Source organism: Bradyrhizobium sp. LCT2 (assembly GCF_009931255.1).
GTDB lineage: Bacteria > Pseudomonadota > Alphaproteobacteria > Rhizobiales > Xanthobacteraceae > Bradyrhizobium > Bradyrhizobium diazoefficiens.
Genome location: NZ_CP034432.1, coordinates 5881595 through 5904646, shown reverse-complemented (window position 1 = coordinate 5904646; position 23052 = coordinate 5881595). Strand labels below are relative to the sequence as shown.

18 protein-coding genes are annotated in these 23052 nt (G+C 65.9%); 11 read left to right on the top strand and 7 right to left on the bottom strand.

Translation table 11 applies throughout. The features are described 5' to 3' along the window. The first annotated feature begins 3 nt into the window (after positions 1 to 3). Complete coding sequence (locus EI171_RS28365; RefSeq protein WP_161535297.1) at positions 4 to 732, top strand: sulfite exporter TauE/SafE family protein; 729 nt, start codon at positions 4 to 6, stop codon at positions 730 to 732. Here the strand turns inward: EI171_RS28365 and EI171_RS28360 are convergent. Both EI171_RS28360 and EI171_RS28355 read right to left on the bottom strand, forming a co-directional pair. After that, positions 729 to 3932, bottom strand: a complete 3204-nt coding sequence (locus EI171_RS28360; protein ID WP_161535296.1) for an efflux RND transporter permease subunit — start codon at positions 3930 to 3932, stop codon at positions 729 to 731. The two genes, EI171_RS28365 and EI171_RS28360, sit on opposite strands and share 4 nt — an antisense overlap. A 165-nt stretch (positions 3933 to 4097) precedes the next feature. Continuing rightward, on the bottom strand, positions 4098 to 5339 hold the full coding sequence (locus tag EI171_RS28355; RefSeq protein ID WP_028170927.1) for an efflux RND transporter periplasmic adaptor subunit: 1242 nt from the start codon (positions 5337 to 5339) through the stop codon (positions 4098 to 4100). Positions 5340 to 5540: 201 nt separating this feature from the next. On the opposite strand from EI171_RS28355, the gene EI171_RS28350 reads away from it, so the two are divergent. Further along, complete coding sequence (locus tag EI171_RS28350) at positions 5541 to 6146, top strand: TetR/AcrR family transcriptional regulator (protein WP_038966275.1); 606 nt, start codon at positions 5541 to 5543, stop codon at positions 6144 to 6146. Between the two features lie 37 nt (positions 6147 to 6183). Here the strand turns inward: EI171_RS28350 and EI171_RS28345 are convergent, their stop codons facing one another. The 4 genes from EI171_RS28345 to EI171_RS28330 form a co-directional block, all read right to left on the bottom strand. Further along, positions 6184 to 7668 carry an amidase gene (locus EI171_RS28345; protein WP_246740273.1) on the bottom strand — a complete coding sequence of 495 codons (1485 nt, stop codon included), beginning with the start codon at positions 7666 to 7668 and terminating at the stop codon, positions 6184 to 6186. 369 nt (positions 7669 to 8037) lie between these two features. Then, complete coding sequence (locus EI171_RS28340) at positions 8038 to 9405, bottom strand: MFS transporter (RefSeq protein ID WP_161535294.1); 1368 nt, start codon at positions 9403 to 9405, stop codon at positions 8038 to 8040. A gap of 75 nt (positions 9406 to 9480) precedes the next feature. Beyond that, entirely contained in the window at positions 9481 to 11010 is a 1530-nt protein-coding gene (locus EI171_RS28335) for an aldehyde dehydrogenase (protein WP_028170931.1), read from the bottom strand. Next, the gene (locus EI171_RS28330) at positions 11007 to 11657 is read right to left on the bottom strand and encodes a GntR family transcriptional regulator (RefSeq protein ID WP_028170932.1); all 651 of its coding nucleotides are present in this window, start codon (positions 11655 to 11657) and stop codon (positions 11007 to 11009) included. Before EI171_RS28330 ends, EI171_RS28335 begins: the two co-directional genes overlap by 4 nt. Before the next feature lie 144 nt (positions 11658 to 11801). On the opposite strand from EI171_RS28330, the gene EI171_RS28325 reads away from it, so the two are divergent. The 5 genes from EI171_RS28325 to rnz all read left to right on the top strand — a co-directional run bounded on the left by EI171_RS28325 (position 11802) and on the right by rnz (position 17537). Next, on the top strand, positions 11802 to 12575 hold the full coding sequence (locus tag EI171_RS28325) for an alpha/beta fold hydrolase (RefSeq protein ID WP_028170933.1): 774 nt from the start codon (positions 11802 to 11804) through the stop codon (positions 12573 to 12575). A gap of 364 nt (positions 12576 to 12939) precedes the next feature. Beyond that, complete coding sequence (locus tag EI171_RS28320) at positions 12940 to 14157, top strand: multidrug effflux MFS transporter (protein ID WP_161535293.1); 1218 nt, start codon at positions 12940 to 12942, stop codon at positions 14155 to 14157. Between the two features lie 15 nt (positions 14158 to 14172). Further along, a complete protein-coding gene (gene guaD, locus EI171_RS28315) occupies positions 14173 to 15570 on the top strand; it encodes a guanine deaminase (protein WP_161535292.1) in 1398 nt (465 codons plus the stop codon). A gap of 10 nt (positions 15571 to 15580) precedes the next feature. Further along, on the top strand, positions 15581 to 16564 hold the full coding sequence (locus tag EI171_RS28310; RefSeq protein WP_161535291.1) for an antibiotic biosynthesis monooxygenase: 984 nt from the start codon (positions 15581 to 15583) through the stop codon (positions 16562 to 16564). 67 nt (positions 16565 to 16631) lie between these two features. Beyond that, a complete protein-coding gene (gene rnz, locus EI171_RS28305; protein WP_161535290.1) occupies positions 16632 to 17537 on the top strand; it encodes a ribonuclease Z in 906 nt (301 codons plus the stop codon). 10 nt (positions 17538 to 17547) lie between these two features. Here rnz and EI171_RS28300 read toward each other — a convergent pair whose 3' ends face one another. Next, on the bottom strand, positions 17548 to 18381 hold the full coding sequence (locus EI171_RS28300) for an IclR family transcriptional regulator (protein ID WP_161535289.1): 834 nt from the start codon (positions 18379 to 18381) through the stop codon (positions 17548 to 17550). A 124-nt stretch (positions 18382 to 18505) separates the two neighbouring features. On the opposite strand from EI171_RS28300, the gene EI171_RS28295 reads away from it, so the two are divergent. The 4 genes from EI171_RS28295 to pdxA are packed head-to-tail and all read left to right on the top strand — an operon-like array spanning position 18506 to position 23039. After that, positions 18506 to 19429: a dihydrodipicolinate synthase family protein gene (locus tag EI171_RS28295; protein WP_028170938.1), complete on the top strand. Its 924-nt coding sequence runs from the start codon at positions 18506 to 18508 to the stop codon at positions 19427 to 19429. A gap of 27 nt (positions 19430 to 19456) precedes the next feature. Beyond that, positions 19457 to 20902, top strand: coding sequence for an FAD-binding oxidoreductase (locus tag EI171_RS28290; RefSeq protein ID WP_161535288.1), 1446 nt, complete (start codon positions 19457 to 19459; stop codon positions 20900 to 20902). Continuing rightward, positions 20899 to 22005: a four-carbon acid sugar kinase family protein gene (locus EI171_RS28285; protein ID WP_161535287.1), complete on the top strand. Its 1107-nt coding sequence runs from the start codon at positions 20899 to 20901 to the stop codon at positions 22003 to 22005. The genes EI171_RS28290 and EI171_RS28285 overlap by 4 nt, the downstream gene beginning before the upstream one ends. Beyond that, positions 22002 to 23039 carry a 4-hydroxythreonine-4-phosphate dehydrogenase PdxA gene (gene pdxA / locus EI171_RS28280; RefSeq protein WP_011086666.1) on the top strand — a complete coding sequence of 346 codons (1038 nt, stop codon included), beginning with the start codon at positions 22002 to 22004 and terminating at the stop codon, positions 23037 to 23039. The genes EI171_RS28285 and pdxA overlap by 4 nt, the downstream gene beginning before the upstream one ends. The last annotated feature ends 13 nt before the right edge of the window (positions 23040 to 23052 follow it).

The following is a 23052-nucleotide window of genomic DNA, read 5'->3' as shown; positions in this document are numbered from 1 at the left end:
TCCGTGCCTGATGTCACGACACTGGCTCTGCTCAGCGTTGCCGTATTCGCCGGCGCCTTTGTTTCGGGGCTGTCGGGATTCGCATTCTCGGCCGTAGCCGGCGCCATCCTGCTCCGGGTGTTTCAGCCGCTGGAGGCCGTGCCGCTGATGATGGCGTGCAGCATCGGCGTGCAGGCGACCAATCTGTGGGCGCTTCGGCGCAGCATCCGCTGGGAAGGCAGTCTGCTGCTGATCGTCGGCGGATTGATCGGCGTTCCCATCGCTGTGTCGCTGTTGCAGTCCACCGATACGCATCTGCTCAGGCGCGGCTTCGGCGTCATCGTCGCGCTCTATGCCGCCTACATGCTGCTGCGTCCGACGCTGGTGACGGCCGGCGAGGCCGTCGGCCGGCACTGGGTTGCGCTGATCGGATTCGGGGGAGGGCTGGTCGGCGGGCTGACGGCCATGCCGGGCGCGATCCCGACGATCTGGTGCGACATGCGCGGCATGCCCAAGAGCGAGCAGCGTGGCCTGGTGCAGCCGTTCATCGCGGCGATGCAGGTCTTCGCCATCGCGCTGCTGGTCGGACATCAGGACCTGTCGTCAAAGGTCTTCGTCGATCTCGCGGTCAGCCTGCCGGCGCTGTTCGCCGGCTCCGCGCTCGGTGTGATCGCCTTTCACCGCGTCAACGAGACGGTCTTTCGCAAGACCGTGCTCGTTCTGCTGCTGATCTCGGGGATTTCCCTGATCTAGTGGCCTGCGCCTTCGTGATGAAGCCCCTGGACCGGCGCGGCGCTGATGTCGCTGCCGTGATGTACCAGCGGCTTGTTGCCGGTGATGGTTCTGAGCAGCACATAGAACACCGGCGTCAGGAACAGGCCGAACACGGTGACGCCGATCATGCCGGAGAACACCGCGACACCCATCGCGCGTCGCATCTCCGAGCCTGCGCCGGTCGAGAGCACCAGCGGCAGGACGCCCATGATGAACGCCATCGACGTCATCAGGATCGGACGGAGCCGCAGCCGGCTCGCCTCGATCGCGGCGCGGATCGGCGTGCGCCCGGCGAATTCGAGCTCGCGCGCGAATTCGACGATCAGGATCGCGTTCTTGGCCGAGAGCCCGACGAGAACGATGAGGCCGATCTGGGTGAAGACGTTGTTGTCGCCCTTCGAGAGCCAGACCCCGAACATCGCCGCGAGCAGACCCATCGGCACGATCATGATGATCGAGAGCGGCAGGGTCAGGCTCTCGTAGAGCGCGGCCAGCACCAGAAACACCAGCAGGATCGCCAGCGGGAACACCCAGATTCCGGAATTGCCGGCGATGAACTCCTGATAGGTCAGGTCGGTCCATTCGAAGGCAAAGCCGGGCGGCAGCACTTCCGCTGCGATCCGCGTTGCGACTTCCTGCGCCTGGCCCGATGAAAAGCCGGGCGCGGCCGCCGCGTTGATGTCGGACGACAGGAAGCCGTTGTAGCGGATCGCGCGCTCCGGACCCGCACTCTGGCGGATCTTGAGCAGTGCGGACAACGGCACCATGTCGCCGGAGGACGAGCGCACCTTGAGCTGCCGGATGTCGTCGGCCCGGGCGCGGAACGGGGCGTCGGCCTGGACGCGGACGGAATAGGTGCGGCCAAACTTGTTGAAGTCGTTGACGTAGTAGGAGCCGAGGTAGATCTGGAGCGTGTTGAACACCTCCGTCACGGGCACCCCGAGCTGGAGCGCCTTGGTGCGGTCGATGTCGGCGAAGAGCTGGGGCACGTTGACCTGGAAGCTCGAGAACACGCCGGCGATCTCCGGCGCCTTCTGCATCGCCGCCATGAACGCTTTGGTCGCCTCGTTCAGCGCCTCATAGCCGAGGCCGGCGCGATCCTCGATCTGCAGCTTGAAGCCGCCGATGGTGCCGAGGCCGTTGACCGGCGGCGGCGGGAACATGGCGATGAAGGCTTCCTGGATGCCGGCGTATTTCTTGTTCAGCTCGGCTGCGATGGCATTGCCGCTCAGGGCTGCACCCTTGCGCTCGTCGAACGGCTTCAGCGTCGAGAACACGATGCCGGCATTGGACGAGTTGGTGAAGCCTGAGATCGACAGGCCCGGGAAGGCGACAGAGCTCTCGACACCTGGCTGGGTCAGCGCGACGTCGCTCATCTTGCGGATCACCTCTTCGGTGCGGTCGAGCGTTGCCCCGTCGGGCAGCCGCGAGAAGCCGACCAGATATTGCTTGTCCTGGCCCGGCACGAAGCCGCTCGGCACCTGCTGGAACAGGAAGGCGGTGAGGCCGACCAGCACGACGTAGAGACCCATCACCGCGGCCTTGCCGGAGATCACCTTTGTGACGGTGCCGCTGTAATTCTCCGATGAACGCGTGAAGGCCCGGTTGAAGCCGCGGAAGAACCAGCCAAGGCCCTTTTCCATGAGGATCGTCAGCCGGTCCTTCGGCTCATCGTGGCCCTTGAGCAGCAGTGCCGACAACGCCGGGGACAGCGTCAGCGAGTTGACGGCGGAAATCACGGTCGAGATCGCGATCGTCAACGCGAACTGCTTGTAGAACTGCCCGGTCAGGCCGGAGATGAAGGCGAGAGGCACGAACACCGCGATCAGCACCATGGCGATCGCGATGATCGGGCCGGAGACCTCGCGCATCGCCTGATAGGTGGCATCGCGCGGCGACAGCCCGGCCTCGATGTTGCGCTCGACGTTCTCGACCACGACGATGGCGTCATCGACGACGATGCCGATCGCAAGCACGAGGCCGAACAGGCTGAGCGCGTTGATGGAGAAGCCGAACACGTGCATCACGGCAAAGGTGCCGACGATCGACACGGGCACCGCCAGCAGCGGAATGATCGAGGCGCGCCAGGTCTGCAGGAACAGGATCACGACCAGCACCACCAGCGCGATTGCCTCCAGCAGCGTGTGGATCACCGCCTCGATCGAGGAGCGCACGAACTGGGTGGGGTCGTAGACGATCTGGTAGGACACGCCCTCGGGCATGTTCTTCTTGATCTCGGCCATGGTGGCGCGGACGTGGTCGGAAATCTGGAGCGCATTGGAGCCGGGCGCCTGGAAGATCGGGATCGCCACCGCCTGCTTGTTGTCGAGCAGCGAGCGCAGGCCGTATTCGGACGCCCCTAACTCGATGCGCGCGACGTCGCGCAAGCGCACCACTTCGCCGCGCGCGCCGGTCCTGACCACGATGTCGCCGAACTGCTCCTCGTTCGCGAGCCGCCCTTCCGCATTGACGGACAGTTGCAGGTCGATTCCCTTGACGTTCGGGGAGGAGCCGACCACGCCGGCGGCGGCCTCGACGTTCTGCGCCTGGATCGATTTGACGATATCGCTCGCGGTCAGCCCGTGTTCGGCCGCCTTCTGCGGGTCGACCCAGACCCGCATCGAATAGTCGCCGGCACCATAGAGCTGGACGTCACCGACGCCGTCGATCCGCGCCAGCCGGTCCTTGACGTTGAGCACCGCATAGTTGCGCAAATACGTCATGTCGTAGCGGCCGTTGGGCGACAAGAGATGCACCACCATGGTGAGGTCGGGCGAGGACTTCTTGGTGATGATGCCGAGCTGGCGCACCACGGCAGGCAGGCGGGGCTCGGCCTGCTGCACCCGGTTCTGCACCAGCTGCGTCGCCTTGTCGGGGTCGGTGCCGAGGCGGAACGTCACCGTCAGGGTCATCGCGCCGTCGGTGGTCGCCTGGCTCGACATGTAGAGCATGCCTTCGACGCCGTTGATCTGCTCCTCGATCGGCGTCGCCACCGTCTCCGCGATCACCTTCGGATTGGCGCCGGGATAGGTCGCGCGCACGAGGACGGAGGGCGGCACCACGTCCGGGTATTCCGAGATCGGCATCGCGAACAGCGAGATGAGCCCTGCGAGGAAAATCAGGACCGACAGCACACCGGCAAAAATCGGACGATCGATGAAGAATTTTGAGAGATTCATGGCCTCGCCCCTGGGCAATATCTTGCTCGTCTCCGGACAGCTCCACCGTCATTCCGGGGCGCGGGCGAAGCCCGCGAACCCGGAATCTAGAGGTGAAGTGATCGGAGTTCAGTAACTTCTAGATTCCGGGTTCGCGCGACGCGCGCCCCGGAATGACGGAAGATGTCAGCGTTGCACCACGTCCTGGTTGCTGCGGTTGGCCGCTTGCTGCCCCCGCGCGCCCATCGCCGCGACCTCCGTCTTGAGGAGGGCGCCGGGACGCACGCGCTGCAGGCCGTTGACGACGATGCGATCGCCGGGCTTCAGGCCCGCGGTGACGATGCGCAAGCCGTCGACCGCACCACCGAGCGTGATCGGACGGTAGACCGCGCGGCTGTCGTCGCCGACCGCCATCACGAACTTCTTGTCCTGGTCGGTGCCGATCGCGCGCTCGTCGATCATCACCAGCGTCTGCTGCTTCGGCTGGCCCATGCGCACGCGGGCGAACTGGCCGGGGATCAGACGCCCGTCCTCGTTCCTGAACACCGCGCGGACACGGATGGTGCCGCTCTGGCCGTTGACCTGGTTGTCGATGAGCTGGATATGGCCTTTCGCCGAAAGGCCGCCTGAGGTCGCCATCTCCACCGGGATCTGGTCGAGATTGCCGCGCTTGCCGGAGGCGTCCGCGATCGAGTTCAGCGCATGCAGCACGACCTCTTCATCCGCATCGAAGGACGCGTAGATCGGATTGACGGAAACCAGCGAGGTCAGCACCGGGGAGGCGGTGCCGGCGGCAACGAGATTGCCGACGGTGACCTCGATCTTGCCGACGCGGCCGTCCACGGGCGCGCGCACTTCGGTGTAATCGAGATTGAGCTTCGCGGTCTGCAGCGTCGCTTCGGCCGCCTTGACGTTGGCGATGGCCTCGCGATTGGCGTTGTCGCGCTGGTCGTAGTCGCGCCGCGTGACGACCGCGTTGCCGACGAGCTGCGCACCGCGCTCGAGCTCGCTCTGGGTGAACACCACGCGCGCCTTCGCCGCCTCGAGCTGGGCGTTGGCCTTGTCGACCTCGGCCGCGTAGGGCGCCGGATCGATCTTGAACAGCACGTCGCCGGCTTTCACCAGCGCGCCTTCGGTGAAGTTGGTCGACAGGATCGCACCGGCCACGCGCGGACGAAGCTCGACGCGTTGGATGGCCTCGAGCCGGCCGGAGAAATCATCCCACAGCACGGTCGGCCGTGGCTCGATCATCGCGACCGTGACGGAGACGGCCTGCTCGGCCGCGGCAGCCGTTGCGGTCGCCTGCGCAGCACGAAAGTAATGGCCGGTCGCGATCGAACCGGCCACGGCGAGGGCGCCCACGATGGCGGCGCCGCCGAGAAGGCGGCGGATACGGCCAGGGCGAGAGGTATTTTGGGAGGGGGGCATTTGCGCGCTCCAGATATGTAGTGTTCACTACAGATGTGGAGCTGGATACCGCAGCGCAAGATACTTATGTACCGTTTGCTAAGAAAATTGTAGCCGCTTACCGCAAGCATTGGAAGGCGGAAGAGAAAATAAAGCTAGAACAAATAGATAGGATTTGACGTTAAGCTTCACGCAGAACGTGAATTCCGAGGAGACAGGCACATGGGCATGGGACGCCCCCGGGAATTCGACGCCGAAACGGCGTTGGACCAAGCGATGGAAGTGTTCTGGCGCCACGGCTATGAGGGCGCCACCATCGCGCAGCTCACCGAGGCCATGGGCATCAATCCGCCCAGCCTCTACGCCTGTTTCGGCAACAAGGAAGGCCTGCTGAAGGCCGCGCTCGACCGCTACACCAAGCTGCGTAACGTCTGGATGGACGGCGTGGTCTCGGCGCCAACCGCCCGCGAGGTCGCCGAGCGGATGCTGATGGGCATCGCCGACAAGCAGACCGATCCCGCCAATCCGCCCGGATGCCTGCTCGTGCAGGGCGGCATCGCCTGCGGCAGCGGCTCCGAGAATGTCCCCTTCGAACTCGCCGCCCGCCGCGCTCAGAACGAAGATCAGCTCCGCGACCGTTTTGTTCGCGCCAAGGCGGAAGGTGATCTCAAGTCGAGCTCTGATCCCGCCGCGCTCGCGCGCTACGTCTCTGCGGTCTCCGTCGGCATGGGCGTGATGGCGTCTTCGGGCGCAGATCGCGAAGCGCTGCGGCAGGTGGCGAGCGTGGCCGTGCAGGCGGTCGAGGCGCAATCGGCCGGGAGAACGTGACGGCTGCCAGCGTCGCCGGCTTCTGTCATCTTGTGGACTACATGGCAGGGAGCGACGGCGGCGGGACGAAGCCGCCGAACTCGCGCTCGATCAGCCCGGCCAGCGCAATCGTCGTGCGGTCCTCGAGGTAAGGCCCGATGATCTGGACGCCGATTGGCAAGCCCGTCGCCGTGCGCTCGATCGGAACGGCGGTCGCCGGCAGGCCGCAGGTCGATGCGGGATCAGCCCAGATGAAGCACGCATCGGAGTAGTTGTAGAGCTTTCCATCGATGTCGAGCTGCCGAGCGTCGAACGGTTCGGACTGGTCGTGCGGAAAGGCCGGCACGGCGGCCGTCGGGTAGATCACCGCGTCGAACTCGCGGAAGAAGAGCTGCCACCGCTGCTGCAACTGCAGGCGGGCCGCATCGGTCGCCAGCCACTCACGATGGATCATGCCCCAGCCGCGGGCGCGCTCGGCCTGCAGGCTGCGGTCGTCCGGCGAGAGTGCGGCGGCAAGTCCTTGCGCCTCCGCGAGGGCGGCCGGTGTCAGGCGCGGACTTCGCGCGGCGTTGAGCAGCTTCATGTAGAGCCGCGCGGATTCTGCGAGATCGGGCAACGACGTGCTCGCGCGCGCGACCCCCGCGCCGGATCGTTCGAGCCGTTTCGCCAGCCGTCCGATCGCGGAACGCACCGCGTCGCCCGTCGGCATCAGCGGATGGGTATCGATCACGAGGATCCTGAAATTCTTCAGCTGGTCATGTCGCGGCGCCGGCAGCGCAAGGCGATAGCCGATCCCGTCGCGCGTCTCGTCGGGTCCGGCAATCACGTCGAGCGCCAGCGCAAGGTCGGAGGCAGTACGCGCCATCGGTCCAACGACAGCCAGATCGCCCTGGCCGGGGACGGGCGGCGCCGGCGGCAGGCTGTATCCGCGCAGCGGGACCAGGCCGAGGCTCGGCTTGTGTCCGAACACACCGCAGAAATGCGAGGGGACCCGGATCGATCCGCCGATATCCGAGCCGATCGAGAGCGGACCGAACCCCGCGGCCAGCGCCGCTCCGCATCCGCCCGAGGAGCCACCGGGCGACCGGCCGAGGTCCCACGGGTTGTTCGTCGTCCCGTGGATGTCGTTGTAGCTCTGGAAATCCCGCAGCCCGATCGGGATATTGGTCTTGCCGATGATGATCGCGCCCGCCGCCTTCAACCGCGAGACGACGAGGGCATCTTCCTCCGGCTTGAAATCCCTGAAATGTGGAAAGCCCCACGTGGTCGGCAGGCCGGCGACGTTGAACGGTTCTTTCAAGGTCACGGGGATGCCGAGCAATGGCTGGCGCTCGCCGCGGCCAAGCGCGGCGTCGGCAGCGCGCGCGGCGTCCTTTGCGCGATCGAAATCGCGCACGATGACGGCATTGATCTTGCCGTCCAGGGCCTCGATGCGCGCGATCGTATGCGCGAGCAGCTCTGACGCAGAGATCTTGCGGGCGTGCAGAGCGCTCAGAAGTGCGCTGATCGAGCCGTAGTTCAAGGCAGCGGCATCTGCGGTCATCACGAACTCCATTGTATCTCGTCGTCTCGGCGAACCGATCCGGGGATGGAACATGCAATGTTGGGAGCGTGATGAGGAGGCAGCGCAACGGGAACCAGATCTGCCCGCCGGTCGGGGCGGGGGCTGGTCGCATTTGGGAGCCAGGAGACTGCCGGACGAACTCGGCCTGCATGGTTCGAGACGCCCGCTTTGGCGGGCTCCTCACCATGAGGGGCAGACATCCCGCCGCAAAACGCGATCTCATCCTGAGGGCCCGCCGTAGGCGGGCGTCTCGAAGGATGGGCCGCGGGCGAGCTTCCCGCCACGCCTTCTTATGCGATCGTCCCGACGTCGATGCCGGGGCGCCCGCAGACCAGCGAACAGTGATGCTCAGGAAGCTTCCTTGAGCACCGGCGAAGCCGATTCCTCGGCCTTGAGCTCCTCGAGGCTGCGATGCCGCGGCTCGATGCCGAGCGCCCAGACCGTGATGATCTGCACCACCAGCAGTCCGATCATCAGCGCCATCACGCCGGCCACGCCGCGCGTCTCGAACAGCGACACCACGAGGAATGGTGTGACGATCGTGGCGCCGCGCCCGAGCGTGTTGACGATGCCCGAAGCGCGCAGGCGGACCTCGGTCGGAAACAGCTCGGGGATGTAGATGCCGAACAGAAGCGCGACCAGGACGTAGATCGGCACCGTCAGCGCAAAGCCCACGGCCGGCAGCAGGATCGGATCGGAGATCATGGGGTAGAGGACGCCGAGCGCCACTGCGATCAGCGACGCGCCGATGATGGTCGGCTTCCGGCCCCAGCGGTCGGCGGTCAATGCGCCGATCGCCGCGCCGACGGGAGCGCCGAGCGCCATCAGCAGCGAGTAGCCGAACGAGGTTGCGATCGAGAGCCCTTGCTTGACGAAGAACACCGGGAGCCAGGTCACGAAGCCATAGAGCAGGGTGTTGATCGTGATCAGGCAGACGGCGCCGACGATCATCCGCGACAGCAAGGGAGCAGTGAACAGCGTGCCGAGATCGGGGGACACTGGGGCCGGTGCCGTAGCTGCGGGAGGAGGTAAGGGCTGGCCTTGCGCCGCCTCCTTCTCGATGGCCTGCATCAGCGCTTCCGCTTCAGCGGTGCGACCGACCGCTTCCAGCCAGCGCGGGGATTCCGGCAACGACTTGCGCCTGTACCAGACGACGAGCGCGCCTACGCCGCCGAGCACGAACATAGAGCGCCAGCCGAACTGCGGCACCAGTACCGATGCGACCAGCAGGGCGACCGGCAAGCCGGTGACGACGCAGACGGCCGTGAAGCCGAGCCATTTTCCGCGGGTGCGCGCGGGCACGAATTCCGTCATCGTCGAATAGCCGACGACATTCTCCGCCCCTAACCCGACCCCCATCACGAAGCGGCAGGCAATGAGGAAGGCCATGTTCGGCGAGAACGCGGCGGCGAGGGAAGCGATGCCGAAAAGCAGCAAATTGAATTGATAGGTGAAGCGGCGTCCGTAGCGGTCGCCGAGAAAGCCGGTGCCGAACGATCCCAGCATCATGCCGACGAAGGTCGCCGAGATGAAAGCCGCGTTCTGGGCGAGCGTCGAAAAGCCGGTCTTCAGCGTCACGCTCAGCACGGTCCCGGCGATATAGATGTCGAAGCCGTCGAAAAACATGCCGATGCCGATCAGCAGCATGATGCGGCGGTGGAATGGCCCGATCGGCAGCCGATCAAGACGGCTGCCTGCGTTCACCGATGTCGACATATACGCTCTCCCTTGACTGTTATTCTGGTCGATGCGGCCCGCCTTCTGTGAGCGATCTGCCGCGTGCAATGTCTGCTAGTTGAGGCGCTTCTGGTTGGCCGTGTCGCGATACCAGTCGAACGGCTGCTCGTGGGTCGCGACCATCACGCTCTTGGTGTTGAAGTGGTCGTTGAAGCTTTCGGTGCCGCATTCGCGGCCGATGCCGGAATCGTCGACGCCGCCCCAGGGCGAGGCCGGGTCGAGCCGGTGGTGGTCGTTGATCCAGACGATGCCGGCCTTGACCGAGGCGGCGACACGATGCGCGCGGGCGACGTCGCGCGTGCGGATGGCTGCGGCGAGGCCGAACGGCGAGTCGTTGGCAAGCCGGAGCGCGTCGGCCTCGTCCTTGAACGGCGTTACCGACGTGAAGGGACCAAACACCTCCTCCTGGAAGATGCGCATGTCGGATGTGACGTCGGCGAAGACCGTCGGCTCGACGAAATAGCCGTTGTCGTGGCCCGGCACCTTCGCGGCAACACCGCCGGTGACGAGACGCGCGCCGTCTTCGTGACCGTAGCCCGCGTAGGTGAGAACGCGGTCGCGCTGCCGGGCGGAGATCACGGGGCCCATTTGGGTGCTCGCATCGAAGGGATCGCCGACGCGGATCGTGCGGGTCTTGGCCTGCAGCTTCTCGACGAATTCGTCATAGATGGTGGCCTGGACGATGTGGCGCGAGGCACAGACGCAGGTCTGTCCGGCGCCGATGAAAGCGCCGAACGCGGCGTAATTGACGGCGCGGTCGACGTCGAAATCGTCGAACACCATCACCGGCGTCTTGCCGCCGAGCTCCATGGTCTGATGTGCGAACACTTTTGCCGCCGCGCTGCCGGCGATGCGGCCGGCCTCGGTGCCGCCGGTCAGGACCAGCTTGTTGATGTCGCCATGTTCGGCCAGCATCTTGCCGGCGCTCTGGCCGAGGCCCAGCACGATATTGAAGACACCCGGCGGAAGGCCGGCTTCGGTGAAGATCTGCGCGAGCTTCAAGGTCGTCAGCGGCGTATATTCGGACGGCTTGACCACGGTGACGCATCCGGTCGCCAGCACCACGGCCAGCGACTTGCACAGGATCATCAGCGGATGGTTGAACGGTGTGCAGTTGGCGACGATGCCGATCGGCGTGCGAAGCGTGTAGTTCAGATACGCGCCTTCCACGGGGATCACGGAGTCGCGGCGCGCTAGCGCAACGCCCGCAAAGTAGCGAAAGAAATCGGGCAGGCGGGAGAGCTGCGCGCGGGTCTCGTTGACCGGGCGGCCGTTGTTGAGGGTTTCCAGCCGGTACAGGCTGTCGAGATTGGCCTCGAAGGCATCGGCGAGCCTGTTGACCAGTCTGGCACGGGCGCGCGTATCCAAGCCGCCCCAGGCCTTGCCTTCGAACGCGGCGCGCGCGCTCTTCATGGCGCGGTCGATGTCCTCCGCCGTGGAATTGGGAATGCGGGCAATCACGTCGCCGGTCGCGGGGTTGCGCACATCGAGCATCGCGCCGTTGCCGGCTTCGACTTCACGCCCGTCGATGAAATTGCCGTGGGTTTCGACGTCGATCGACGCAGGTTTTGAAGGAATGTTCATGATGACCTCTCCTCGACGATGACGGCGTTGCGCTTGAGCGCCGGCAGAACGCGTTTTTCGGTGGCCCCGATATGAGCCTTGATGATGCGCGCCGCGGTTCGCGTCTCGCGGCTCTGCATGGCGTCGATCAGGGCGACGTGCTCGGCGACGAGCTTCGCGGGGTCGTGCCCCCTAAGGTTGGAGATGCTGACGCGGACCAGCCGGTCGGCCTGGCCGATCAGGTCGCATAGCGCCGTCGCCATCCGGCGATTGCCGGACGCATGCGCCAGCGCGGAGTGGAAGGCGCGATTGTAGGCGATGAAGTCCTCGTGGTTGCCGGCGAAGCGGCGAAATTCATCGAGCGATTTCAGGACACTGTCGGGCGCGCTCTCGATCGCCTCGGCAACGCAGGCCGGCTCCAGCGCAAGACGGAAGCGCAGGAGGTCGCGGGCGTCCGCCAGCGAGATCGGCGTGACCCGGTAGCCCTGGCGCGGCTGCACCGTCACGAGATGCTCGCGCTGCAGGCGCAGAAGCGCATCCCGGACCGGTTGCCGGCTCACTTCATAGCGCTCGGCAAGGTCCTGTTCGCGCATTTCATCGCCCGGCGCGAAGCGACAAGCTAAAATATCAGACCTGAGACGGTCGTAGATATTCTCGCGCAAAAGCATCATATGTTTGGTCTCCTTGGCATTAATATCTCAATCGTGATATTTCACGTCAAGGGCCAAATGCTTGAATTCCCTGACAGTTGATTTATCAATCAGCGCCTCCGCGGCGCGCCAACGACCGACGAAGTGAGGGAAAGACCGGACATGGACAGGCTTCTTGCCAACGGGACCGTCAACGCCGCGCAATCGGGCGAGGGGCCGCCGCTGTTCCTCTTTCACTCGCTGTTGTCGGATCGCGCGAGCTTCGATGCGATCGTGCCTGAGCTTCAGAGGTCGTTTCGCACCATCGTGCCGGAGCTGCCGGGGTTCGGCCGTTCACGCCCGGTGGACGGCGGCCTTGCCGCGGTCGCGGACCGGATGGCCGAGGCCGTGCGCGAAGGCGCGGGCGGCGCGCCGGCGATCGTGCTCGGCAATGGTTACGGTGGGTTCGTCGCGTTGCAGATGGCGATCCGGCATCAAGAGATCGCCAGCAAGCTCATTCTCGCCGACAGCGGCGCAGCGTTCTCGGAGCCCGGCCGCGAGGCGTTTCGCAACATGGCGAAGGCATCGCGCGAGAAGGGGTTGGAGGCCATCACCGACGTCGCGATGCGTCGCCTGTTTGCGCCCGAGTTCCAGGCGCAGCATCCGGAGTTGATGCAGGATCGTCGTGCCGCGTTTCTGCGGGCGGATCCCGACGTGTTCCGCGCCGCGTGCGATGCATTGGCGAGCCTCGATCTCCGAGCCGAGCTTGCCGCGGTGAAAGTTCCGGTCCTCGTTCTCGTGGGCGAGCGCGACGAAGCGACGCCGCCGCCGATGTCGCGCGAATTGGCCGCCGGATTGCCGCGCGCCGAGCTCAAGGTCATCCCGGGCTGCGCCCACGTGCCGCAGCTTCAATCGCCGCGACAGTTTCTCGGAGCTCTTCAAGGCTTCCTGCTTTGAAGACGCAGCGATGCCTTCCGAACGGTTAATGGTTCGGCTCGGCGGCGAATTCAGCTTTGGGGATCGTGCAATCCTGCGCCTGTCTTGCCCGACGTGTCAAACGTCCTCGCGGGCAAGGCGCGAGCCCGCGCGGCAGGAAATTCTTCATTGATTTGTACTGTGCATGGGGTTGTTTTCGCGTTTTTTGTTTGGCCCCCAGGTCGCGACGATCGGCACGTCAGCCGTCTGCATTGAACCGGTAGTCCTAAGAGTTTTTACACACAGTTCTGGCACGCTCCGCGCGTCCATATCCGCACCCCGCATCGTCGCCTCTCATTGCGCGCACGAAAAGATGGAACCCGCGGGCATCGAGGGGGCGTTGCCCATGACTGCACTTACTTCGGACGCCGGTCGTGCGAAGGGCGGGATCGTGCCGATCCTGTTGTGCGTCGTGCCGTTCAGCCAGATTCCGCTCGATGCCTATACGCCCGGCCTGCCGCAGATGGTGGTGGATCTTTCCGCCGATCCGGCGTCGATGCAGAACACCGTTACCGCCTACATGCTCGGCATGAGCCTCGCACTGGTGCCGGTCGGCATCGCCTCCGATACGCTCGGTCGCCGCAACGTCCTGCTCGCGGGGCTGTCGGTGCTCATCGCGATGAGCATTGCCTGCGCGCTCGCCACCAGCGCATCGCTGCTGCTTGCGCTGCGCTTCCTGCAAGGCGTCGGCGGCTGCACCTGCCTCGTCGTTGCCTATGCGGTCGCGGCCGATTGCTTTCGTGGCCGCGAGCTCACCGCGATCTCCGGCCTGCTTGGCGCGGCCTGGGGACTTGCACCGGTGCTTGCACCCGCGGCCGGCGGCTTCATCGTCGAGCTGACGTCGTGGCGCGGAGTGTTCGTCATCATCGCCATTGCCGCGGCGATCGTCGCCGCGATCGTCGTGCTGTTGCTGCCCGAGACGTTGCCGGCGGAGCGGCGCGCGCCGTTCGATCCGCGCCGCACGGCCGGCATCCTTCGCGCCGCGCTTGTTCGTCCCGGTTTCCTGGCCTTCGTGCTGGTGTTTGCCGCCGCCGCCAGCGCGCAACTGGCGTTCGGCGTCGTCGCGCCCTTCTTCTACCAGACCGGCCTCGGCTATTCGGCGGCCATCTACGGCCTCGTCGCGCTCGGCCTTGGCGGCGTCAATCTCGCCGGCGAGCTCGGCTGCGCACATTTCGCGCGCTTCATGCCGGCCCGCATGCTGGGGTTTGGCGCTTTCGCGCTGTTTCTCGCAGGCTCCGCGGTCCTGACCGTAACAGGCATGACCATCGGTCTCGATTTCGCATCGATCACGATCGGCGGCGCGCTGGTGCTCGGCGGCTGCGGAGTCCTGTGCCCGATGATGTACGGCATGGCGCTCGGCCTGTTCGAGCGTGACCACGGCCTGATCGGCGGCCTCATCAGCGCACTCTGCTATCTCGCGGTGAGCGGCGCCATGGCCATCGCGGCGGTGCTGCCCGAAGCAACGCAGGCGCCGATCGGCTGGCTTTATCTCGGCCTCTGCACTGTTGCGGGCACACTGCTCGCGATCTCGCTGCCCGCGGCGCGCCACGCCACACAGACTTAAGGAAGGAACCAGTTCATGACCACCGTCGGTATTCGCGGCACGTTCTTCGACTTCGTCGACGATCCCTGGAAGCACATCGGCAACGAGCAGGCGTCTGCGCGCTTTCATCAGGACGGCCTCATGGTCGTCACCGACGGCGTCATCAAGGCGTTCGGTCCGTACGAGAAGATCGCCGCCGCGCATCCGGGCGTTGAGATCACCCATCTCAAGGACCGCATCATCGTCCCGGGCTTCATCGACGGCCACATCCATCTGCCTCAGACCCGCGTGCTCGGTGCCTATGGCGAGCAGCTCTTGCCGTGGCTGCAGAAGTCGATCTATCCCGAGGAGATCAAGTACAAGGATCGCAACTACGCGCGCGAAGGCGTGAAGCGTTTTCTCGATGCACTGCTCGCCGCCGGCACCACCACCTGCCAGGCCTTCACCAGCTCCTCACCGGTCGCGACCGAAGAGCTGTTCGAGGAGGCAAGCAGGCGCAACATGCGCGTGATCGCGGGTCTCACCGGGATCGACCGCAACGCGCCGGCCGAATTCATCGATACGCCCGAGAATTTCTATCGCGACAGCAAGCGGCTGATCGCGCAGTATCACAACAAGGGCCGCAACCTCTACGCCATCACACCGCGCTTCGCCTTCGGCGCCTCGCCCGAACTGCTGAAGGCGTGTCAGCGCCTCAAGCATGAGCATCCGGACTGCTGGGTCAATACCCACATCTCCGAGAATCCGGCCGAGTGCAGCGGCGTGCTGGTCGAGCACCCGGACTGCCAGGATTATCTCGGCGTCTACGAGAAGTTCGACCTGGTCGGTCCAAAGTTCTCCGGCGGCCACGGCGTCTATCTCTCGAACAACGAATTCCGCCGCATGTCCAAGAAAGGCGCGGCGGTGGTGTTCTGCCCGTGCTCGAACCTGTTCCTCGGCAGCGGCCTGTTCCGTCTCGGCCGCGCCACCGATCCGGAGCATCGCGTGAAGATGTCGTTCGGCACCGATGTCGGCGGCGGCAACCGCTTCTCGATGATCTCCGTGCTCGACGACGCCTACAAGGTCGGCATGTGCAACAACACGCTGCTCGACGGCAGCATGGATCCGTCGCGCAAGGACCTCGCGGAAGCCGAGCGCAACAAGCTATCGCCCTATCGTGGCTTCTGGTCGGTCACGCTCGGCGGCGCCGAAGGCCTCTACATCGACGACAAGCTCGGCAATTTCGAGCCCGGCAAGGAAGCCGATTTCATCGCGCTCGATCCGAACGGCGGCCCGGTCGCTCAACCCTGGCACCAGTCGCTGGTCGCCGACGGTGCTGGTCCGCGCACGGTCGATGACGCCGCGAACATGCTGTTCGCTGTCATGATGGTCGGCGACGATCGCTGCGTCGACGAGACCTGGGTGATGGGCAAGCGTCTCTACAAGAAGAGCTGAAGCGGACGCGATGAACGGATCACCCGATACGGCCGGCCAGCCGGTCGCCCTCGTCATCCAGCGCCGCATCGCCGACGACGGCTTTGCGGCGTTTGCGCGGTGGAACGGCGAGGTCGGCGAGGTGCTCAAGACCTGGCCCGGCTTTCTCAGCCAGGAGGTGGTGCCGCCGCAGCCGCCGGCGCATGTGGACTGGGTGACGATCGTGCGCTTCGCGAGTCCGGCGGCGGCGCGCGCCTGGCTTCAGAGCGAGGTGCGGGCGAAGCTGATTGCGGAGATACAACGCTTCTTCGTTGGTTCGGAGGACGTCCATATCCTGCCCGACACCGGAGTGCAGCGCGACAGCGCGGTCTCCGCCGTGATCTCCTTCAAGGTGCCGGCAGGATTGGAGGACGCTTTCCTCACCTGGCAGCAGCGCATCCAGGCCGCGGAAGCCGAGTTCAAAGGATTTTTGCGGCACAAGATCGAGCGGCCGATTCCGGGCCTGCACGATGAGTGGATCGTCATCCTGTCATTCGATAGCGATGCCAACCTCAGCGCATGGCTCGACTCGCCGTTGCGGCAGACACTGCTTAGGGAGGGCGCGCGCTTCAACGCGGGCATGAACGTGAAGCGGGCGAGCTACGGCTTCAATTTCTGGTTCCCGGCCGGCAAGACGCAGGCTCCGGAGCAGGGGCCTGCGTTGATCTGGAAGAGCAACCTCATCGTCCTCCTGGTGCTCTATCCCGTGGTCTACCTCTGGGGCTATTTCGTCAGCGCGCCCTTGATCGACAGCCACGGCGTGCCGGTCTGGCTGTCGCTCTTCGTCGGCAATCTCGTCAGCACCCAGCTGCTCGGCTGGTGGCTGGTGCCGGCCGCCTTCAGGGCGTTGGACTGGTGGGTGACGCCGAAGGCGACGCTCGGTCGCCAGATCGCGGGCTACGCGCTGCTTGCCGCGCTCTACGCCGCGTCGATGGGTCTGTACGCGCTGCTGCTCGCGTGGCATTGGGGGCGGTGAGATCGTCCACCGTGCGCGCCGCTCCGGTGCTGTCGGGGAGAGCGGCGGTCTCTGGACACTGACGAGCATGTTCGCCCTGACATTTCTCGGGACCTCGGCCAGCGTTCCCTCGGCGGAACGCAACCATCCGGCCCTCCTGGTGGAGGCCGCGGGCAAGCGCATCCTGATCGATTGCGGCGAGGGCACGCAGCGTCAGTTGCTGCGCAGTGGCGCCGGCTTCCGGCGGCTCGACCGCATCCTGCTGACGCACGCTCATCTCGATCACGTGCTCGGCATCCCCGGTCTCTTCTCGACGCTGGGCTTGCGGCAATCCTCCGATGTGATGACCATTCATGGCGGCCTGGGCACACTCGACATCGTCATCCGGATGCTGGCGGGCCTGTGGGGCGCGGGCAGGGCGCCGATCCCCGTGGAGTTCGCAGCGCTGACCGAAGGCCAGGTCATCGATGCCGGCGACTTCACCATCGACTGCTTTCCGGTCCGCCATCGCGACACCGACAGCTTTGGCTTCGTATTCCAAAGCCCCGCGCGCCGTCACCTTCTGTCCGATCGCCTCGCCTCGCTCGGTGTGCCCGACGGTCCCTTGCGCGGCGAATTGGCCCAAGGACGGCCGGTCGTGATCGAAGGCGGCCGGACGATCGATCCGGAGGACGTTTTGGGGCCGCCGAGCGGCGGCAGGAAGCTCGTCGTGATCGGCGACACCGAGGCCACCGCGGGGCTGTCGCAATATGTCGCTGACGCCGACATGCTGGTGATCGAGGCGACGTTCCTCGATCGCGACGCGTCGACCGCGCGGGACTACGGCCATCTCACCGCAGCAGAAGCAGCCGCCTTTGCGGCCGCGAACAATGTCGGACAGCTCGTGCTGACCCATATGTCGGGACGCTACGAGGACGAAGAGATCCTGGCCGAGGCGGCAAGGATCTTCCCGAACAGCCGGATCGCCGCCGACTTCGATCACATCGTCGTCTAGTCCGCCGCCCTCAGCCCGACAATCCCGACTTGATCGCGATATCCTGCACCTGGCGCGTCACCTGCATCAGTCGCGGCAGCGCCTGGTCGCGAAAGGCCGGCATGTCCATGCGCATCGCGTCGATGGTGACGCTCAATCCCCCGATCACGACACCCTGGGCGTCGAAGATCGGCGTGGCCAGCGTCCGCAAGCCATAGGCGTTCTCGCCGTCGGAGACGGCGTGGCCCTTCTTCTTCACCAGGTCGAGCCGGGCGAGCAGAGCGTCGAGATCGGTCAGCGTTCGCTCCGACAGCTTGACGCGAGGGCGCGCTTCCAGTCGCTCGATCTGCTCCTCCCGCGCCAGATGCGCCAGCATGACATGGCCGAGCGCGGCGCTGTAGGCGGGAATGCGCGAACCCGGCCGGCGATCCATCTTGTGACGGTCGAGGCCGGCGCCGACGCGCGCGAGATAGATCACGTCGCCGCCGTCGAGGATGCCGAGCGAGGCCGCATCGCCCACGTCAGGCACGAGGTCGCGCAGCAGCGGCTCGACGATGGCTCGCAGCGATCCGTGCGACAGCACCGTGTAGCCGAGGTCGAGACAGGCGAGCCCGAGGCGGAACCGGCGGCTTTGCGGAACCGGCTGGAGATAGCCGAGCTCGATCAGGGTCTGGATCAGCCGGAACGCGGTCCCGCGATCGAGATCGGCGCGTGCGGCGACTTCACTCAAGGTGAGTTCGAAGGCCTCGCTGGTGAAACTCCTGAGCACAGCGAAGGCCTTCCCAACGGAAGCGACATAATTCTTGGGATTCTTTGGGCTAGCTTCAGGTTTGCGCTTCGCGGCCTTCTTGTGGACCTTGGCCATGCTCGAATGCCCCCGTCATGACAGCATCACCCTTGACGCAGGGGTGCGCTGATTTTACTGACAGTATCAGTAAATAACAAATGTTCGCATTCCGAACAATATCGATTTGACGATCGGAGGAAGCTTGTCGACATCATCGCTGCACCCTCATGGCGTGTTCTCCGCCGCGCTGACCCCGCTCGACGCCGAGCTCGCGCCCGATCACGCGCGTTTCGTGGAGCATTGCCGCTACCTTCTGGATGAGGGCTGCAACGGCATCGCGCTGCTCGGCACGACCGGCGAGGCAAACTCCTTCTCAGCGGCCGAGCGCACCGCGCTGCTTGAAGCCGTGGTGGCCGCCGGCATCGCGCCGCAGCGGCTTCTGCCCGGCACCGGCGTTGCCGCGCTCACCGAGACCATCGCGCTGACGCGTCACGCGCTTTCGGTCGGCGTCGACACCGTGGTGATGCTGCCGCCATTCTACTACAAGAACGTCAGCGATGACGGCATCTACGCCTCCTACAGCGAAGTGGTGCAGCGCATCGGTGATGCGCGCCTGAAAGTCGTGCTCTACCACTATCCGCAGATGTCGGCGCAGCCGATCTCGCATGCGCTGATCGAACGGCTGCGCAAGGCCTATCCGGCCGTCTTCACCGGCATCAAGGATTCGTCCGGCGATTTCGCCAACATGACCGCAATGGTGGAGCGCTTCCCCGGGTTCGCGGTCCTGGGCGGCGCGGACCCGTTGATGCTGCCGTTGCTGCGCAAGGGCGGCGCAGGCTGCATCACCGCGACGTCCAACCTCGTCGCGCGCAGTCTTGCCCACGTCTACAAGCACTTTCGCGACGGCGATGACGATCCGGCCCTCAAGGCGGCGCAGGCGCGCATCGTGAAGGCGCGCGAGCTGGTCTCGCGGTTCCCGCAGATGGCATCGCTGAAGGCGCTGGTGGCCGAGCGCACCGGTCACGCCGGATGGCAGCGGCTGCGGCCGCCGCTGGAGTCGCTGCCGCCGGCTCAAATGAAAGAACTGCTCGCGGATGCTGCTGCATTCGCTGCCGCCGCCGTCTAGACTTGGCGCGGGCGACGAGGCGATCCGATGTCCGATTCTTTCCAGGGTGCGTTGGCCGGGCTCGCTGATATCGTCGGCGACAAGTACGTCATCGCGTCCGGGCCCGACCAGGAGCCCTATGTGGTGGACTGGCGCGGGCGCTATCACGGCCGCGCCGTGGCGGTGGTGAAGCCCGGCTCGACCGCCGAGGTCGCCTCCGTCGTCAAGTTCTGCGCGGCAAGGCGGCTCGCGATCGTGCCGCAGGGCGGCAACACCGGCATGTGCGGGGCGGCGACGCCGGACGATCGCGCGGGCAATGTCGTGATCCGGCTCGACCGCATGCGGGCCGTGCGCGACGTCAGCCCGCTCGCCAACACGATCACCGTGGAGGCCGGCTGCATCCTCGCCGAGGTGCAGAACGCGGCCCGGGACGTCGATCGCTATTTTCCCCTGAGCCTCGGTGCCGAGGGCTCCTGCCAGATCGGCGGCAATATCTCGACCAATGCCGGCGGCACGGCCGTGCTGCGCTACGGGCCGACGCGCGATCTCGTGCTCGGGTTGGAGGTCGTGCTGCCCGACGGGCGCGTCTTCAACGGCCTGCGCGCGCTGCGCAAGGACAACACGGGCTACGCGCTCAAGCAGCTCTTCATCGGCGCCGAAGGAACGCTCGGCATCGTCACCGCAGCGGTGCTGAAACTGTTCGCGCCGCCGCGCAGCTCGGCTTTGGCGCTATTGAAGTTGCAGGGCGTCGAGCAGGCGCTCGAGATCATGCAGCGCCTGCGCGGTGCCGTCGGCGACCGGCTCGGCAGCCTCGAGATCATGTCGCGGTCGCAGATCGAGGCGATCGCGAAGACGGTGCCGCATGTCACGATCTCCTTCGAGCTGACGACGCCGTGGTATCTGATCGTCGAGCTGACCGACACGCTCGCAGGCGTGGACCTGAGCGAGCCGCTGGCCGCGGTGCTTGCCGAGGCGATGGAGGCGGGGCTTGCCGAAGACGCCATATTGGCCTCCAACCTGGCGCAGGCGAAGGCGATCTGGGCGGTCCGGCACAGCGTGTCCGAAGGCAACAAGCGCAGCGGTTACGTGGTGTCGCATGACAGCGTCGTGCCGCTGGAGCGCCAGGCGGCCTTCGTCAAAAATGTCGAGGCCCGGATCAAGGCCGCCGTGCCACATGCGAACGTCGTCATGCACGGCCATATCGGTGACGGCAACATCCATGTCGTGGCACTGATCGATCGCGCGCATTGTCAGGACCCGGATGCGACGGCCGAGCTGGTGGCCGAGATCAACGAGATCGTCGACGACGAGACCGCGGCGCAAGGTGGGGCCATCAGTGCCGAGCACGGTATCGGGATCACCAATCGCGGCCGGCTCGCCCGCGTCGCCGATCCGCTCGACATCGAACTGATGCGCGATATCAAGCATCTGCTCGATCCGAATGGCCTGATGAATCCGGGCAAGATCTTCGCCGCAGGAGGCGTGCGCCGATGACGAGCGTCCGCCTGCTTGCCGACGACCTCACCGGTGCGCTCGACACCGCGGCGGAGTTCGTCGGCCTGTGCGGATCGTTCGACGTCACCTGGCCGGAAGCGCCCGCGACGCAGGGCTCCCGGAGCCTCGCAATCGACAGCGGCACGCGGGAGCGCTCCAAGGCCGAGAGCGTCGAGATCGTCGGGCGGCTGGCGCCGCAGCTCCACGGGGCGACGATCGGCTACAAGAAGGTCGATAGCCTCCTGCGTGGCGCATGGGCGGCAGAGCTCGGCGCCTGCCTGCGCAGCGGCCATTGGGCATCTTGCGTGGTCGCGCCCGCCTTCGACTATCAGGGACGCCGTACCGTCGATGGCCAGCAATTCGCGCGCACGGTGCAAGGCGACTGGCATCGTGTCGGCGACAATCTCCTCGCCCAATTGCAGCTCGAGGGCATCGAGGCGCGGCAGGGGCAGGCCGACACGCTGGCGCAGGCCGGCGTTCAGGTCTTCGATGCCGAGAGCGACATCGATCTCGATCGTGTGGTGGAGATGGGACGGCGCATGCCGGGGCCCGTGCTGTGGTGCGGAAGCGGCGGCTTGGCCGGGGCGCTCGCCCGCAGCCATCGTGCCGACGCGCCGAGCCAGTTGAAGCTGCCGGTGCTGGGACTGTTCGGCTCGGACCAGGCTGCCACGGCGTCGCAGCTCGCCGCATGCGGCGAGGCGACCATCGCCCTTGCGGAAGGTGAGGGCGCGATGCGTGTCCAGCGCAAGCTGGCCGGTGACGGAATCGCATTGGTCAAATTCTCTCTCGCCGAAGGCCTGACGCGCGTCGAGGCGGCGCGGCGGATCGCGCGCGAAATGACGGCGCTGATCGCGGCGCTCGATCGACCCGGCACGTTGATCGTCGCCGGCGGCGAGACCCTGAAGGCCGCATGCGTTGCCCTTGGCGCGCATGCCCTTCAGGTGACAGGACGCATCGTGCCGGGGCTGCCGCGTTCAGTGCTGCAAGGCGGGCGCTGGGCCGGTGTTGACGTCGTCTCGAAGTCCGGAGCGTTCGGAACCCGCGATCTCTGGCGTGATCTGCTCCGGGACAATCATCTGCTCAGAATGGAGAGTCCGACATGACCTCTCGTCATCTTGCCATCACCATGGGCGATCCGGCCGGGATCGGGCCGGAGATCATCGTCAAGGCCTGCCTCGGGCTGAAGGGCCGGATCGCGACGGGCGATCTGCGCCTGCTGATCATCGGCAGCGGCGCGGCGCTTGACGGCGCGAAGGCCGCGCTCGGCACCGACGTTGCCATCCCGCAGGTGTCGGCGGACGATCGCGAATGGCCCAACCTCTGCTACCTGCAAGCCGACGCCGAGGGCGACCCGATCAAGCCGGGCGTGCTCAGCGCCGATGGCGGCCGCTTCGCCTATAAGGCGATCGAGCAGGGCGTGCGTCTGACGCAGGCGGGCCGGACCGCGGCCATCGTCACGGCCCCCCTCAACAAGGAGGCCCTCAACAAGGCCGGCTATCATTTCCCCGGCCATACCGAGATGCTGGCCCATCTGACCGGCGTGCGCGGCTCGGTGATGCTGCTCGCCCATGGCAACATGCGCGTCAGCCATGTTTCAACCCATGTCGCGCTGGAAGACGTGCCGAAGCGTCTGACGCCGGAGCGGTTGCGCATGGTGATCGACCTCACCAACGATGCGCTGCGCCGGCTCGGCATTGCCAAACCAAAGATCGCGGTCGCCGCGCTCAACCCGCATGCGGGCGAGGGCGGCCTGTTCGGCCGGCAGGATATCGACGTGTCGGCGCCGACGATCGCCAAAGCGGTCGCCGACGGCCTCGATGTCATCGGTCCCGTGCCCGGCGACACCATCTTCGTCAAGCTGCGCGCCGGCCAGTTCGACGCGGCGGTCGCGATGTATCACGACCAGGGGCACATTCCCGTCAAGCTGCTCGGCTTCCAGGTCGATCCCGCGACCGGTCGCTGGCAGGAGCTCTCCGGCGTCAACATCACGCTGGGCCTGCCGATCATCCGCACCTCCGTCGATCATGGCACCGCCTTCGACATTGCCGGCAAGGGCATCGCCAACGAGCACAGCCTGATCGAGGCCATCGACTATGCCGAACGGCTGGCCGCTGGCGCCTCCGCATCCAAATCATGAGATCGACCGCACG

Excerpts from the sequence above, each read along its gene's own strand:
- EI171_RS28360 (WP_161535296.1), bottom strand. The coding sequence starts at position 3,932 with ATGAATCTCTCAAAATTCTTCATCGATCGTCCGATTTTTGCCGGTGTG.
- EI171_RS28355 (WP_028170927.1), bottom strand. The coding sequence starts at position 5,339 with ATGCCCCCCTCCCAAAATACCTCTCGCCCTGGCCGTATCCGCCGCCTT.
- EI171_RS28350 (WP_038966275.1), top strand. The coding sequence starts at position 5,541 with ATGGGCATGGGACGCCCCCGGGAATTCGACGCCGAAACGGCGTTGGAC.
- EI171_RS28345 (WP_246740273.1), bottom strand. The coding sequence starts at position 7,668 with ATGACCGCAGATGCCGCTGCCTTGAACTACGGCTCGATCAGCGCACTT.
- EI171_RS28340 (WP_161535294.1), bottom strand. The coding sequence starts at position 9,405 with ATGTCGACATCGGTGAACGCAGGCAGCCGTCTTGATCGGCTGCCGATC.
- EI171_RS28335 (WP_028170931.1), bottom strand. The coding sequence starts at position 11,010 with ATGAACATTCCTTCAAAACCTGCGTCGATCGACGTCGAAACCCACGGC.
- EI171_RS28330 (WP_028170932.1), bottom strand. The coding sequence starts at position 11,657 with ATGCTTTTGCGCGAGAATATCTACGACCGTCTCAGGTCTGATATTTTA.
- EI171_RS28325 (WP_028170933.1), top strand. The coding sequence starts at position 11,802 with ATGGACAGGCTTCTTGCCAACGGGACCGTCAACGCCGCGCAATCGGGC.
- EI171_RS28320 (WP_161535293.1), top strand. The coding sequence starts at position 12,940 with ATGACTGCACTTACTTCGGACGCCGGTCGTGCGAAGGGCGGGATCGTG.
- guaD (WP_161535292.1), top strand. The coding sequence starts at position 14,173 with ATGACCACCGTCGGTATTCGCGGCACGTTCTTCGACTTCGTCGACGAT.
- EI171_RS28310 (WP_161535291.1), top strand. The coding sequence starts at position 15,581 with ATGAACGGATCACCCGATACGGCCGGCCAGCCGGTCGCCCTCGTCATC.
- rnz (WP_161535290.1), top strand. The coding sequence starts at position 16,632 with ATGTTCGCCCTGACATTTCTCGGGACCTCGGCCAGCGTTCCCTCGGCG.
- EI171_RS28300 (WP_161535289.1), bottom strand. The coding sequence starts at position 18,381 with ATGGCCAAGGTCCACAAGAAGGCCGCGAAGCGCAAACCTGAAGCTAGC.
- EI171_RS28290 (WP_161535288.1), top strand. The coding sequence starts at position 19,457 with ATGTCCGATTCTTTCCAGGGTGCGTTGGCCGGGCTCGCTGATATCGTC.
- EI171_RS28285 (WP_161535287.1), top strand. The coding sequence starts at position 20,899 with ATGACGAGCGTCCGCCTGCTTGCCGACGACCTCACCGGTGCGCTCGAC.
- pdxA (WP_011086666.1), top strand. The coding sequence starts at position 22,002 with ATGACCTCTCGTCATCTTGCCATCACCATGGGCGATCCGGCCGGGATC.